Origin of the sequence: Bacillus sp. EU55 (genome assembly GCF_038005925.1) — a bacterium.
Lineage (GTDB): Bacteria > Bacillota > Bacilli > Bacillales > Bacillaceae > Bacillus > Bacillus velezensis.
In genome coordinates, this window is sequence record NZ_JBBOUE010000001.1 from 2,917,890 (window position 1) to 2,932,480 (window position 14,591).

The 14,591-nt window shown below is 48.1% G+C and carries 12 protein-coding genes and 1 other annotated feature; of the genes, 1 reads left to right on the forward strand and 11 read right to left on the reverse strand.

Annotation, left to right across the window (positions count from 1 at the left end; genetic code table 11):
- Positions 1-12: 12 nt before the first annotated feature.
- From mreB to NYE50_RS14875, 7 genes are all read right to left on the reverse strand, one after another.
- Entirely contained in the window at positions 13-1,026 is a 1,014-nt protein-coding gene (gene mreB / locus NYE50_RS14845) for a cell shape-determining protein MreB (protein ID WP_003152647.1), read from the reverse strand.
- A gap of 91 nt (positions 1,027-1,117) precedes the next feature.
- On the reverse strand, positions 1,118-1,813 hold the full coding sequence (gene radC, locus NYE50_RS14850; RefSeq protein ID WP_007408165.1) for a RadC family protein: 696 nt from the start codon (positions 1,811-1,813) through the stop codon (positions 1,118-1,120).
- Positions 1,814-1,844: 31 nt separating this feature from the next.
- A complete protein-coding gene (locus NYE50_RS14855) occupies positions 1,845-2,414 on the reverse strand; it encodes a Maf family protein (protein WP_070082167.1) in 570 nt (189 codons plus the stop codon).
- Positions 2,415-2,557: 143 nt separating this feature from the next.
- Positions 2,558-3,559: an SPOR domain-containing protein gene (locus NYE50_RS14860; RefSeq protein WP_224988709.1), complete on the reverse strand. Its 1,002-nt coding sequence runs from the start codon at positions 3,557-3,559 to the stop codon at positions 2,558-2,560.
- Between the two features lie 126 nt (positions 3,560-3,685).
- Positions 3,686-4,438, reverse strand: coding sequence for a prepilin peptidase (locus NYE50_RS14865; RefSeq protein WP_224988708.1), 753 nt, complete (start codon positions 4,436-4,438; stop codon positions 3,686-3,688).
- 139 nt (positions 4,439-4,577) lie between these two features.
- The gene (locus tag NYE50_RS14870; RefSeq protein ID WP_224988707.1) at positions 4,578-5,870 is read right to left on the reverse strand and encodes a bifunctional folylpolyglutamate synthase/dihydrofolate synthase; all 1,293 of its coding nucleotides are present in this window, start codon (positions 5,868-5,870) and stop codon (positions 4,578-4,580) included.
- Between the two features lie 58 nt (positions 5,871-5,928).
- Entirely contained in the window at positions 5,929-8,571 is a 2,643-nt protein-coding gene (locus tag NYE50_RS14875; protein ID WP_224988706.1) for a valine--tRNA ligase, read from the reverse strand.
- A gap of 58 nt (positions 8,572-8,629) precedes the next feature.
- Positions 8,630-8,851 (reverse strand) — a binding site (T-box leader).
- Between the two features lie 172 nt (positions 8,852-9,023).
- On the opposite strand from NYE50_RS14875, the gene NYE50_RS14880 reads away from it, so the two are divergent.
- The gene (locus NYE50_RS14880; RefSeq protein WP_003152639.1) at positions 9,024-9,215 is read left to right on the forward strand and encodes a hypothetical protein; all 192 of its coding nucleotides are present in this window, start codon (positions 9,024-9,026) and stop codon (positions 9,213-9,215) included.
- 13 nt (positions 9,216-9,228) lie between these two features.
- On the opposite strand, the gene ysxE is transcribed toward NYE50_RS14880, so the two are convergent.
- The 4 genes from ysxE to hemB all read right to left on the reverse strand — a co-directional run bounded on the left by ysxE (position 9,229) and on the right by hemB (position 14,590).
- Complete coding sequence (gene ysxE, locus NYE50_RS14885) at positions 9,229-10,251, reverse strand: spore coat protein YsxE (protein ID WP_029973368.1); 1,023 nt, start codon at positions 10,249-10,251, stop codon at positions 9,229-9,231.
- A gap of 33 nt (positions 10,252-10,284) precedes the next feature.
- Entirely contained in the window at positions 10,285-12,165 is a 1,881-nt protein-coding gene (locus NYE50_RS14890) for a LysM peptidoglycan-binding domain-containing protein (protein ID WP_340765469.1), read from the reverse strand.
- Positions 12,166-12,297: 132 nt separating this feature from the next.
- The gene (hemL, locus tag NYE50_RS14895; protein WP_014418553.1) at positions 12,298-13,587 is read right to left on the reverse strand and encodes a glutamate-1-semialdehyde 2,1-aminomutase; all 1,290 of its coding nucleotides are present in this window, start codon (positions 13,585-13,587) and stop codon (positions 12,298-12,300) included.
- 28 nt (positions 13,588-13,615) lie between these two features.
- Positions 13,616-14,590: a porphobilinogen synthase gene (gene hemB, locus NYE50_RS14900; protein WP_029973366.1), complete on the reverse strand. Its 975-nt coding sequence runs from the start codon at positions 14,588-14,590 to the stop codon at positions 13,616-13,618.
- Position 14,591: the final 1 nt, after the last annotated feature.

Sequence of the window (14,591 nt, forward strand, 5' to 3'; positions counted from 1 at the left end):
TTTAACTCCTGATTATCTTGTTTTTCCTTTGAAAAGATGGATGTGCTCCAGTGCTTTTCCAGTGCCGATCGCAACACAATCCAGCGGATCTTCAGCGATAAGAACAGGCATTTTCGTTTCGTCGCTGATGACTTTGTCGAGATTGCGGAGCAGGGCGCCTCCCCCTGTTAATACAATACCTCTGTCCATAATGTCAGCGGCCAGCTCAGGCGGTGTTTTTTCAAGCGTGCTCTTCACCGCATCAACGATTGAGAGAACTGTATCACGCAGTGCATTTGCAATTTCCGTTCCCGTGATTTCGATCGTTTTCGGCAGACCAGTCAGAAGATCGCGGCCGCGGATTTCCATTGACGCATTTTCTTCACCGGTTTCTGCTGAACCGATTTCCATTTTAATGGCTTCCGCCGTACGGTCACCGATCATCAGATTATATGTTTTTCTGATATAGCTGATGATTGAGTCGTCCATTTCGTCACCGGCTACGCGGATTGACTGAGACGTGACAATGCCGCCTAAAGAAATGATCGCCACTTCAGTTGTTCCGCCGCCGATATCAACGACCATGCTGCCCGTCGGCTCCCATACAGGAAGATTCGCGCCGATTGCGGCCGCAAACGGTTCTTCAATCGGATAAGCGTCACGTGCGCCCGCTTGTCTTGTCGCGTCGATGACCGCCCGTTCTTCAACGGCCGTAATACCTGACGGCACACACACCATAACGTACGGCTTTCTCGCAAACAATCCTTTATTTTTCACAGCCTGATTAATGTAGTATTTCATCATTGTCGCAGTTGTTTCATAGTCAGCGATAACGCCGTCTTTCATCGGACGGAGCGCAACCACATTGCCCGGAGTTCTTCCGATCATGTTTTTCGCATCGTTACCGACCGCAACGATTGACTTCGTATCCGTTTGCAGAGCAACGACAGACGGCTCTCTCACTACGATTCCTTTACCTTTAACAAACACAAGCGTATTCGCGGTTCCCAAATCTATACCAAGGTCTCTTGTACCAATTCCGAACATATGTATGTATCTTCCTTTCTTAAAGCAAAAATACCCTAAAGGGAAAAACTCATAAAATCTATTATATCTTAAATCAACGAAAAAAAAAGTGTTACAAATATCCTTTTTCCTTTAAACTCACAAATTTTTTATCACCAATGACCAAATGATCCAGCAGCTCGATGCCGATTAAATTTCCGCACTCAAAAAGCCGCCTGGTTACCTCTATATCTTCCCTGCTCGGTGTAGGATCTCCTGAAGGATGATTATGAACGCAAATGAAGGACGCGGCGGATCGTTTGAAAGCTTCTTTAAACACCTCCCGCGGGTGGACAATAGATGAATTCAGACTTCCGATAAAAACGGTGCGTTTATGAATGACTTGATTTTTGGTATTTAAATATAAACAGACAAAATGCTCTTGGGATAAAAAGCGCATATCCTCCATCACATACTTCGCCCCGTCTTCCGGAGAGCGGATGACGCAATGCTCCCCGGCGGATGTCTTATGAATGCGGCTCCCCAGCTCAATTGCGGCAAGAATCTGAACGGCTTTCACCGTGCCGATTCCCGGAATGCTGGAAAGCTCCTGGGCAGAGGCGCCTTTTAACAGGCGCAGCCCGTCAAACGTCCGCAGCAGCCGGTGAGCGAGGTTCATGACGGACTCATGTTTCGTTCCCGTCCGCAGCAGGATGGCGAGCAATTCATTGTTAGAGAGATGTTCGGCTCCGAAGTGCAGAAGCCGCTCTCTCGGTTTTTCTTTTTCGGGGAAATCTCTTAATTTTAACGGCAGATCACGGATGATCAACCCCTCCTTGTTCCCCTTCCCGGTTTGAACATCAAGCTTTTATATTAAATTCTTTCAAGGCTCTCATTGTTTTAGCGACAGGAAGCCCGACGACAGAATAAAAATCACCGTCTATTTTTTTCACTAAAAGCGCGCCTTTTCCTTGGATGCCGTATGCACCTGCTTTATCCATCGGTTCTTTTGTTTCAATGTAGAGCTGTATGTCGTCTTCACTGAGCGGCCAAAACGTCACTTCCGTCGTGTCACAGAATGTTTCTTTCCGGTCATGCGTCTGAATGCTGACCGCCGTAATGACTTGATGGCTTCGGCCGGAAAGCCTTCGCAGCATCTGTGCCGCTTCTTCCCTGTCACGCGGTTTGCCGAGGCACTCGCCGTCTATGCACACCATCGTGTCAGCCCCGATAACGACTGCATCGGGATTTTCGGCCAATACAGCACCGGCTTTTTGCTCGGCCAAACATTGGACGTTTTCTTCCGGCGAAAGGTTTCGATTTAATTTTTCTTCTGTGCGGCTCGCAATAATGCTGTAAGGAATCTGAAGAAGATTAAGGAGTTCTTTTCTTCGCGGAGATTGTGATGCGAGTATTAAGCGTTTTGTCATGGTTGTCATCCTTTCAGGGTTTGCTTAAGAAAAAAAGATACTTGTCTATCCTACCAAATCAAACGGGCAACCACAATTTCAGAAAAATAACTTTTTGATGACAAAATAAAAAATCCCGCCGGATGACGGGAATTGAGAGATTATTATTTCACAACGCTTAGAAGCTTTTTTTGGGCTTTCCAGCCGGATTCGGAACCGGACGTTTCCAGTTCTTTCAGCGCTTGAAGCACGGCCTCTTTCTGCTTTTTGTCAGCGGCGTCTGCGCCGTCTGCGGCTTTCGCTGCTTCAGCCACATCCGCTTTTGAAATGTCTTTGCCCGTAATCGCTTTGGCCGAGAGCTCAGATGCTTGTTTAAAAGAGCCTTCCAACCCTGAATCGACCGCAAAGCTGAGCTCTTTTCCGCCCCAAGCCTCAAAATCATGGTCTATCAGCGTCTGGCCCAATTGCTGTGATAAGCTTTTTTCCGCTGCAAGACCGGCGATCACGTATGTGTACCCGTCTTCTTTTGCCAGAGAGACAGCCGAGTATCCTTTTTCAGTCAGCTGGTCAACAAGCGTTTGCGCTCCTTTTTCTGATGAAAATTTTCCGGCCTGCACCGCAAATGTTTTATAGTTTCCGTCTGACTGTTCCGCGTTTCCTGTGCCATTTGTTTCTGATTTGTCTTTTGAAACGTCTCCCGCTTTCACCGTCTGTCCTTGTGAACCTTTGTCAGCGGATGCGGGGGCGGAGGCTTCTTTACTTCCCGACATATTTAAGGCGACAAGGCCGAGGCCGGTGCCTAAAACAGCCGCAACAGCAATTGTCGTGACCGCTTTTTTTACTGGAGAAGACGGCTGCTTCTTTTTCGGAAAATGAGGACCCGTGTTTTTCTTCTGGTATGGCGGGACGACTTTCGGATCGTCTTCAAATACCTCATGATTCTTCTCATCATCCCAATTGAAGTCTTCTTCTTTCGGATCTTCATGAGATGCTGCAATCTCCTGCTCCGCCTTCTTTGTTTCTTCCCAATTTGAAAATGTGACGGTTTTCTCCCCGCCTTCATTCACATCTTCTTGTCCATACATCGTTTCTTCTTTTCCGTTAATCGTTACTTTAAGGGCATCGTTTTTGGCTTTGCTGTTCTTTTTGCTTTTCCTTTTTTTCAACGTCTCTTCCCCCTTGCATTCGTCTTGGCCGTACCTTGAACTGATCATGGTTCACACTTTAGCATAGGCGTAAAAAAAAAGAACAAGACTTTTGTCGTCTTGTCCAAAAAACGTTCGCCAAATTTTTCAAGCCCCGCCTGAAGCGAGTGTGATGTAAAACGCGAACAGCTCTTCACCGTAAAAGTAACTTACAGCGCTCCCGGCTGCGATGGCCGGCGCAAACGGGAAAGGCTGCTTTTTACCAAGCCTGCCTCCCGCTGCGGCGCACATACCGTATACGGCTCCGATTATAACGGAAAGAAAGAATGCAATAAGGACAAGCTTCACGCCGAGCGCAAGTCCGATCACTCCAAACAGCTTCACATCACCTGCGCCGATGCCTCCTTTACTGACAAACATGATAAAAACAAGCAGAAAAAATCCGCAAACAGCTCCGGCAACCCCCGCATACCATGAATCCAGCGGAGAAAAAATACGGCCGACGATAAAAAGCGGAAGAAAAAACAGCAGAACTTTGTCAGGAATCAGCATATATTGCAGATCCGTCACAGTCACAATCATCAGCAGAGACAAAAATAACAGCGCGATTAGCAGCTCTTTTGAGAAACCGAAATGGATGCCGGCAGCCGTGAATAAACATGCCGTCCAGCATTCCGCCGCCGGATACATCACTGACAGCTTCTCACGGCAGTGTCTGCATCTCCCTCTTTGCAAGATATAGGAAACAACGGGCACAAGCTCCCCCCAAGAGAGCGGCAAGCCGCAGAACGAACAGGATGAGCGCGGCGAAATAACCGAGATTCGAAGCGGAATACGGCATGCGACTGTATAAAAAAAAGAACCGAAAATCAGACCGAGAACAAACAGAATGAAAAGCACTCAGACCACACCTTTTCTATCAATCTGGCTCAGATTGTAGCATAGAAAAATACCATGCCTGAAATGGCTGAAAATGTGTTTTCCTCATAAAAACACCCGGCAAAACCGTAAAATGGCTTGCCGGGTGTTCCAGGGGCTGTCAGATCAGCCGCTTTCTCATTTCGGAAATAAAGTATAAGGAACCGGTAATGATGATGACATCATCCGCTCCGTCTTTTTGTTCTATCCACTCTTTCACACTGTCCGGATTCTCATCAAAGCTCTTATCCGCAAGACTGCTTGCATTGTAAAGGTCTTCGGCGCTTGCGGCACGCGGAAAGTCAAATGACGCAAAATGAATGGAATCCGCTTCGGTTTCAAGCTTTTTAATCATTTCCTGATACGGTTTGTCTTTTAAAGCGCTGAATACGACATGGACGTTTTTATCGGCAAATCGCTGCCTGATCGTTTCTGTCAGCGTATTAACGCCTTCTTCATTATGGGCGCCGTCCGCAAACACTAAAGGGCGGCTTTGAAGCCGTTCAAACCGGCCCGGCCATGAAGCTTTTTTCAGACCGTTTCGCAATGCTTCTTCAGAAATGGCTGTGATTTTCAGGCGATTCAGCCATTCAGCAGCCAATATCGCCAAGGCCGCATTCTGCCTTTGATGAATGCCGATCAGCGACGTTTGAACGTCCTCATAACATTTCGTTTCCGTTTCCAGCGAGAAGCTTTCGCCGGACGGAAGCGCCGCACCATTAAACAGTCTGCATGTTTTATATAGCGACTGGCACGGAGCCTGCTTTTCTTCGGCCTCCGCTTCAATAACGCCGAGTGCTTCCGGCTGATTGACACCTGTAATGACCGGAATGGCTTTTTTAATAATACCGGCTTTCTGCCCGGCGATCTCCTCGATGGTATTGCCTAAAATCGCCATATGGTCATGTCCGATGCTTGTAATGACCGACAAAAGCGGTTTCACAATATTGGTTGAATCGAATGTGCCGCCGAGCCCCGCTTCAAAAATGACAAAATCGATATCATCCCGCTTCGCAAAATATAAAAATGAACACGCTGTAATGATTTCAAATTCTGTCACCGTTCCGGCATCGGTTTTATCAATCTCATCGACTATCGGTTTGATTTCATTAACGAGCGCTCTCCATTCCTCATCAGAAATCGGCGTGCCGTTTACGCTGATACGCTCATTGAACGTAATAATGTAAGGCGATGTGAACGTGCCGACCGTATAACCGGCTTCTTGAAGCACGGAACGGATAAAAGCGACGGTCGATCCTTTGCCGTTTGTGCCCGCCACATGAATGGCGCGAATGTTCTTTTCCGGGTGTTCCAGTTTTTCCATCAGCTTTTCCATACGGAGAAGGCCCGGCTTAACGCCGAACTTGAGTCTGCCGTGAATCCAGCTGATCGCTTCTTTGTACGTATTAAACAATGAAATCCCCTCTTTTATACGACAAGGCGGTTTCTTAGGAAACCGCCCCGCTGTTTTATCAGCCTTTCAGCTCTGCAATCCGCTGCCGGACAGCTTCGCGTTTTGCCGTGTAGTCTTTCTCTTTTCCGCGTTCTTCTTCAATGACATGCTCAGGAGCTTTTTTAATGAATCCTTCGTTGCCGAGTTTTTTCTGAACGCGTTCGACTTCTTTTGTCAGCTTGTCGAATTCTTTTTGCAGACGGGCGATCTCTTCATCAATGTTAATCAGCCCTTCAAGCGGCAGAATGACTTCCGCTCCGGTGACGACCGCTGTCATCGCTTTGTCTGCCGCAGTGAGATCCGTCCCGATTTTCAGCGTGCTCGGATTCGTAAAGCGTTCAACGTAAGAACGGTTCTTCTCAAGGCGGCCGGCAATGTCTTCCGTAGATGTTTTAATGTAAAGCTCAACCTGCTTGCTCATCGGCGTGTTGACTTCGCTCCGGATATTGCGGACAGAACGGATTAATTCGACGAGCAGTTTCATATCCGCCGCTGCCTCTTTATCCGTATGTTCCGGCACCGGAACCGGCCAAGAGCTGATCGTGATTGACTCGCCTTCATGAGGAAGGTGCTGCCAGATTTCTTCCGTTAAGAATGGCATAAACGGGTGAAGAAGACGCATCGTCTGGTCAAGCACGTATGCCAGAACAGAACGGGTTGTTTTCTTCGCCGCTTCATCTTCCCCGTACAGCGGAAGCTTCGCCATTTCGATATACCAGTCGCACACATCGTCCCAGATAAAGTTGTACAGGTGGCGTCCGACTTCACCGAATTCATAACGATCCGCAAGCTGTGTTACGTCTTCTATCGTTTCATTCAGTCTTGTGAGGATCCACTTATCAGCAACTGATTTTTCACCGGACAGATCAAGCTCGTCATACGTCATGCCGTCCATGTTCATTAATGCAAAACGGGAGGCGTTCCAAATTTTATTTGCGAAGTTCCATGTGGATTCCACTTTTTCATAGCTGAAACGGAGATCCTGTCCCGGTGAACTTCCGGTTGCCAGGAAATAGCGCAGGGAATCCGCTCCGTACTTGTCGATGACATCCATCGGGTCCACGCCGTTCCCAAGGGATTTACTCATTTTTCTGCCCTGCTCGTCACGGATTAAGCCGTGAATCAGCACGTCTTTGAACGGACGCTCGCCGGTAAACTCAAGACCTTGGAAAATCATCCGGGATACCCAGAAGAAAATGATGTCATATCCCGTTACAAGAACATCGGTTGAGTAATACCGCTTAAAGTCTTCAGCGTTTTCATCAGGCCAGCCCATTGTAGAAAACGGCCAAAGCGCGGAGCTGAACCATGTATCAAGCACGTCTGAATCCTGTTCCCAATTTTCACTGTCCTCAGGCGCCTCAAGGCCGACGTACACTTCTTTTGTTTCTTTATGATACCAAGCCGGGATGCGGTGGCCCCACCACAGCTGACGGGAAATACACCAATCACGGATATTTTCCATCCAGTGCAGGTACGTTTTCTCGAACCGGTCAGGAACGAAGTGAACTTTCTCTTCTTTTGACTGAAGGTCAACCGCAGCATCGGCCAGCGGCTGCATTTTGACAAACCATTGTGTGGACAGGTACGGCTCAACAACGGCGCCGCTTCTTTCACTGTGGCCGACAGAATGCATATGGTCTTCGATTTTAAAGAGAACACCGGATTCCTGAAGATCTTTGACGAGTTTTTTGCGGCATTCAAACCGGTCCATGCCGTTATATTGCAGCGCTTTTTCATTCATTGTTCCGTCTTCATTCATGACGAGAATCCGCTCTAAATTGTGGCGGTTTCCGAGTTCAAAGTCATTCGGGTCATGGGCAGGCGTGATTTTAACAGCGCCTGATCCGAATTCCATATCAACATAATCATCGCCGACGATCGGAATTTCGCGGTTTGTAATCGGCAGAATCACCGTTTTGCCGATTAAGTGCTTGTAGCGCTCATCTTCAGGATGAACCGCGACAGCCGTGTCGCCAAGCATCGTTTCCGGACGGGTGGTCGCGATTTCAATTGAGCCTGAACCGTCTGCTAACGGGTAGCGCAAATGATAAAACGCGCCCTGTACGTCTTTGTAAATCACTTCAATATCGGATAAAGCCGTTTTTGTGGCAGGGTCCCAGTTGATGATATATTCGCCTCTGTAAATCAAGCCTTTCTCGTACAGCTTGACGAATACTTCACGCACGGCTTTGTTCAGCCCTTCATCAAGAGTAAAACGTTCGCGTGAATAATCGAGTCCGAGTCCCATCTTGGCCCATTGGCTGCGGATGAAATCAGCATACTCTTCTTTCCACTTCCACGTTTCTTCTAAAAACTTTTCACGGCCGAGGTCATAACGGCTTGTGCCCTGTTCGCGGAGTTTCGCTTCGACTTTTGCCTGAGTGGCGATGCCGGCGTGATCCATGCCCGGAAGCCAGAGCACGTCATAGCCCTGCATGCGTTTCATACGCGTAACGATATCTTGCAGCGTCGTATCCCACGCATGTCCGAGGTGCAGCCTGCCCGTCACGTTCGGCGGCGGAATGACGACAGAATACGGCTGTTTCGTTTGATCGCTGCCCGCTTCAAAATATTTTCCTTTCAGCCAAAAATCATAGCGGCCTTTTTCAATCGCAGACGGATCATATTTTGTCGGCATTGTTTGTTCGTTTGTATCCATGATAACCCTCCAGCATGTTTAGAAATGGCTGAGCAACTAAAAAAGAGCCTTCATCCTGATAAAGGACGAAAAGCTCTTTCGCGGTACCACCTTTTTTCATGAACAGATTTGTTCATGCACTTAAACGGATAACGGGTGCGGCCCGAATTTCTCTACTGTATGTTCAAGAAATTATGCTCCCGGGCGACCTTCCAATGAGACGGCATAAGAAGCCTTTCAGCACAGTAGCTTCTCTCTCTTCATGCGTCTTTCTTGTACTCTTCCCGTTCAAAGCAGGTGTATTTATATCAGCTCATGATCTTATTTATTATGTTCTTTATTATAGTAAAAGTGTTTTTGATTCGTCAATCATCTTTTCCAAAAACCGCTGCCGTCATACATAAATGGGCATGCACCCCGCCCTTTCCCTTACATACGATACATAGAAAGGCGAATGTGAGGAGGAATTGCCCGTGAGAAAAAAATTCAATTCTTATTCGCTCCCCCAGTGGGCCAGACAGGTCCGCCTTGTATCCGTGCAAGTCATTATCCCGATTACGATCTTTCAGGGGATCAGGACGATTTTCTTCCCGACGACTTTTGATGTCCTGCTGCTTGCCATCCTGCTGTTTTTAGCGTGCGCCCTGCATTTGGAATGGATATAAAAAACGAGTCCCGTTATGAAGAGGACTCGTTTTCCGCTTTTATTTTTTTCTCCCGCTCAATCTGATGAACCTTCATGAGAAAAGGCTCAACATTTTTCATCTGCCAAAACGCTCTTAATAATTGCGTGCACTCTTCTTTTTCAGAGCCCCTTTGGCCGGTCTGATACCGTTTCAGCACTTTGTACATGGCGGACGGATAAGCCATATAGCTGAGAAACAGGCTGATTTCCGCTTCACGGAGCGGGAATGATTTGTGATACGTATAAAACCAGTCCAGACACTCCGGGCATGCTTTCGGATAGCTTCTGAACATTCTGGAGTAAAAGCCGAGCAGGTCGTTTTGCGGAGGGCCCAGCGCAGCTTTCTCGAAATTCGTGAAAAAGCCCGATCCCGCATCATTATACAGAAAGTGGCGGCTCGATAAGCTGCCGTGGTTGATCACCGCTCTCGTCTTGTCATGGTCCTTTGCCGCCTCAAACCATTCTTCCAGACGTTCCAGAGCAAAATTGACGGCGGAAACCGTTTCTGTAAGATACGTAACAGCCTGCAGTTCAAAAGGTGAAAGGTACCACTCTTTTTCCGCCCGGTCGGCGAATTGTTCATAGACAAGCTTATCATTTTCCCAATCTCTTTTCGTTGCTTCATAAAAGCCGCTGATATCTTCAGTCCGGATTTGGATGTCCCGCACAGTCGCGGAATGGAGCTTCGCGACCTCTTTAAAAAGGTAAACATGTTTTTGATCCCGTTCCTCTTCCTGATCGTACTGAAGCCAAGGCATTAAATAATAAGAATTCTCCGTCTGTCTTCCGGCAAAAAAATCGCCGGCATACGTGCGGCAGATCGGCACAAATGATCGGTAGCCCTTCTCCTCAATCTCAATCATAAGATCCGTAAATTCACTGCTGCGGGCCGGCTTGAGCTGTTTCAAAGCAAAAATGCCGTAGTTTGAGTAGACCTTCCAAACATGCGGGCTGACAGGCTCAATATACTCAGCCGCCAGCCCGTATTCCTGAAGCACTGATTGGACTGCTTCCATTCCATTCACCACATTTTTACGGCCTCTTTGTGCTTACGCATGGCTGTTATTATATTCAGGTATATACAGAAGCTGACCTTCTTCAAGCTCGTCATCAAACGATAAAGCATTCGTTCTGATGAGCTGCTGGGATGTTATATCATATCGTTCACACACCCGGTCGATAGTATCTTGCTGCTGTACGATACAAATTTTCATTCTTGAAAACTTTTCTTCTTCCCTTGTAAATAATTTTGTCAAGTAATGAGAGTTGTCATTTTCCTTCTGCTCGGTTCCCGGTGCCGCTTCTTCATTCTTTCTTTCAGACTTAAGCGGCTCAGGCTGTTCAGCTTGCGCCGGCTCCTCAGGCGGCAGTTTGGAAAACTGAAAAGACAAATCGAGAGGCTTCCCGGTTTCCTCCTCCGGCTGCGCCATCTTCCTTACCTCAATTTCAAACCCTTCTTCATCATGAGCCTCTTCTTCAAGCAGCTTAGGAGCGCTGTAAAACTCCTCTTCCTGCTGTTCCGGAACGAACTCGCGATAAACGGGCGCCTGCTCTTCTTGAAAAACCGCAGGCTCATCTTCGTCTTCTGCCGCCTCATGATCGCTCTGACGGAGAAGCGGCTCGGCCTCTGGCTGCTCTTCTTTTTGAAGGAAGGGCTGTTCCGCAATTTTTGGTTTTTCTGCATGCGGAGTCAGAGTGAACGCAGGGAAAACCGGCTCGTTATCCTCTTTTGACTTTTCCTGCACTTCTGCTGAATCATCCTCAAATACAGCTTCATTCCTCACAGCCGACATGATTGCAGGCTCCTCAGCTTCTTCCGGCTCTTCTTCATGTTGAAAGGAAACGGGAGGAGGAGGCTCAGTAAAGGAAACAGGTTTCGGCACCTCTTCCTGCCCCCTCAGAATCGGGGCAGTCTCCGGCTCTTCTTCTTCCTGCTCCCTCAAAATCGGGGCAGTCTCCGGCTCTTCTTCTTCCCGCTCCCTCAAAATCGGGGCTGCTTCCTGCTCTTCTTCCCGCTCCCTCAGAATCGGGGCAGTCTCCGGCTCTTCTTCTTCCCGCTCCCTCAGAATAGGGGCTGCTTCCTGCGCTTCTTCTTCCCGCTCCCTCAGAATCGGGGCAGTTTCTTGCTCTTCTTCTTCCTGCTCCCTCAGAATCGGGGCAGTCTCCGGCTCTTCTTCTTCCTGCTCCCTCAGAATAGGGGCAGTCTCCGGCTCTTCTTCTTCCCGCTCCCTCAGAATAGGGGCAGTCTCCGGCTCTTCTTCCCGTTCCCTCAGAATCGGAGCAGTCTCCGGCTCTTCTTCCTCCTGCCTGAGTAAAGGCGGAGTTTCTTCCTCGTTCTTCTCGGTTTCTTGTGCTGCTTCTTCTGATACAGTCAAAGGTATTTCAGGCTCATGGCGTATCATTAATTCTGGTTCGTTTTCGTCCTCAGAATAATGTCCGGCAAGATTGATCATTTCTTCTCTGGCAAATTCAGGCGCCACGTACAAAGGGATCTCCGGCTCTTTTGGCTCGGATTCCTCAAGCAGCCCTTCAATTGCCAAATCAGCTTGAATGGTTAAGATCCTTGAATCCGTCAGCTGATAATCAAAGGCATCAATAAATACGAAAACATCATTGAGGTGGCTCACTTTATTTTTCGGAATCGTGATGTCCACCGGGAAACAATGAATGAGCTCGGCCGTGCCATCCTCCCTCGCCCTCACTTCCTCTACATGCCTCAGCTCCCTATCAAGCTCTTCAAAATGACTGCTGTGATCTATGTTGTACTCGCCAGTAAGTTCTAATGATCCTTTAATTGAGACATAATCATTTACTTCCTGCACCCTGATGTCAGGGTCTAATGAAATCGAAAGTAATTCAGAAACTTCCTGTCCTTTTTGGAAACAGATTGATTCTTCAACAGAAAATTGCAATCGGTGATTATGCGGCAAGTTCATATCCTCCTTTCATCTAATCCATACAATTAGATGTCACTAAAGGTGTATGCCGCAATCCGGGAAAATATGATAATGGAGGCATTGAAAAAAGCCGATACAAGTCTTGCTTGCATCGGCTTTTCGTTATCAGCGGCTGATCGCCTGGAACACTTTCTCAGCGGCTTGAATGGTTTTTTCAATATCCTCCATTGTATGCGCAGTGGAGAGAAACAATCCTTCAAATTGAGACGGCGGCAGAAATACGCCTGCGTCGGCCATCCCTTTATAATATTTGGCGAACAGCTTTAAATCAGAAGATTTGGCTGCTTCATAGTTAATGACAGGCTCATTTGTGAAAAAGAAGCCGATCATGGAACCCGCCCGGTTAAACGTGTGCGGAATGCCATGTGCTGCAGCTGCTTTTGAAATGCCTTCTTCAAGCATATCGCCTTTTTTCACAAATTCTTGGTAAGATTCAGGTGTGAGCTGCTGTAGCGTCTCAAGTCCCGCTGTCATGGCAAGCGGATTTCCTGACAATGTTCCCGCCTGGTAGATCGGACCGCTCGGCGCGATTCGTTCCATAATGTCAGCTTTTCCGCCATACGCACCGACAGGAAGACCGCCGCCGATGACTTTGCCGAGACACGTTAAGTCAGGCGTCACGCCGAAATACCCTTGCGCACAGTTATAATCCACGCGAAAACCGGTCATGACCTCATCAAAAATGAGCAGCGCGCCATACTGTTCCGTAATGTCGCGAAGTCCTTGTAAAAAGCCTTCCTGCGGCGGAACAACGCCCATATTGCCTGCTACCGGTTCAACAATGACCCCGGCAATATCTTCACCGTACTCCCGGAATGCGAGTGCAACGCTTTCCAAGTCGTTGTATGGAACGGTAATCGTATTCATTGCTATTCCTTCCGGCACGCCCGGGCTGTCCGGAAGGCCGAGTGTCGCCACTCCGGATCCCGCTTTGATCAGCAGCGAATCGCCATGGCCGTGGTAACAGCCTTCGAATTTCAAAATTTTGTTGCGGCCGGTATATCCTCTTGCCAGACGCAGGGCGCTCATTGTCGCCTCTGTGCCGGAGCTGACCATCCGCACGATTTCAACAGACGGCACACGGTCAATGACCAATTTGGCCAGTTCGTTTTCCACCTCAGTAGATGCCCCGAAACTTGTCCCGTTCTCGGCTACTTTTTTCAGGCTTTCAACGACCCGGTCATTTGTGTGGCCCAAAATGAGCGGCCCCCAGCTCAGGACGTAGTCGATATATTCATTGCCGTCAATATCAAAAATTTTCGATCCTTTTCCGCGCTGCATAAAGATCGGGTCCATATCAACTGATTTAAACGCGCGCACCGGGCTGTTCACTCCGCCCGGCATCAGTTTCTGCGCTTCTTTAAAAGCGGCTTTTGATTTTTCATAGCTTCTCATCTGCCTCAGCTCCCGTCAAATGAAATCGTTACTCAGCAAGCCATTTTGCTGCGTCTTTTGCATGATACGTCATAATCAGATCGGCTCCTGCACGTTTCATGCTCGTTAAAATTTCCAGCACCATTTCTTTTTCTTTAATCCAGCCGTTTTGGGCTGCCGCTTTCACCATGGAATACTCCCCGCTCACATTATATGCGACCAGCGGCAGGTGATGGCGGTTTTTCACATCACGCATAATATCTAAGTATGACATAGACGGTTTGACGATTAAAAAGTCAGCGCCTTCTGCCGCGTCTGATTCAGCCTCACGGAGCGCTTCCAAGCGGTTGGCCGGATCCATCTGATATGTTTTTCGGTCTCCGAACTGCGGCGTGCTGTCAGCCGCGTCGCGGAACGGACCGTAAAATTCACTTGAATATTTCACGGCATAAGACATGATCGGAATATTCGTGAATCCTTCTTTGTCGAGCGCTTCTCTGATCACTGTGACAAAACCGTCCATCATATTTGAAGGAGCGATGATGTCAGCGCCTGCTTTGGCCTGGCTGACGGCTGTCTGCGCCAGCAGCTCAAGCGACTCGTCATTTAAGATTTCTCCGTCTTTCACGACGCCGCAATGGCCGTGATCCGTGTATTCACAGAGACACGTATCAGCGATTACGATCATTTCAGGATAATGCTTTTTAATTTCAGCAATCCCTTTCTGCACAATGCCGTGATCGTGAAAAGCCTGGGTTCCGCAGGCGTCTTTTTCTTCCGGCACGCCGAAAACGATGACCGACTTAATGCCGAGCGATATCAGCTCAGCCATTTCATCCTTTAACAAATCGAGTGATACATGATAAACCCCCGGCATGGAAGGAACTTCTTTTTTTCCTTCAAGTCCTTCAACGACAAATAACGGGTAAATAAAATCTGAAGGGTGAAGACGTGTTTCTTTTACTAAATCTCTCATCTCAGCGTTCGCGCGCAAACGGCGGTGTCTGTTAAATGTTTGATTCATC

Coding starts and splice junctions, on each gene's coding strand:
- mreB (WP_003152647.1), bottom strand. CDS start 1,026: ATGTTCGGAATTGGTACAAGAGACCTTGGTATAGATTTGGGAACCGCG.
- NYE50_RS14855 (WP_070082167.1), bottom strand. CDS start 2,414: ATGACAAAACGCTTAATACTCGCATCACAATCTCCGCGAAGAAAAGAA.
- NYE50_RS14875 (WP_224988706.1), bottom strand. CDS start 8,571: ATGGATACAAACGAACAAACAATGCCGACAAAATATGATCCGTCTGCG.
- ysxE (WP_029973368.1), bottom strand. CDS start 10,251: ATGGAAGCAGTCCAATCAGTGCTTCAGGAATACGGGCTGGCGGCTGAG.
- hemL (WP_014418553.1), bottom strand. CDS start 13,587: ATGAGAAGCTATGAAAAATCAAAAGCCGCTTTTAAAGAAGCGCAGAAA.
- hemB (WP_029973366.1), bottom strand. CDS start 14,590: ATGAATCAAACATTTAACAGACACCGCCGTTTGCGCGCGAACGCTGAG.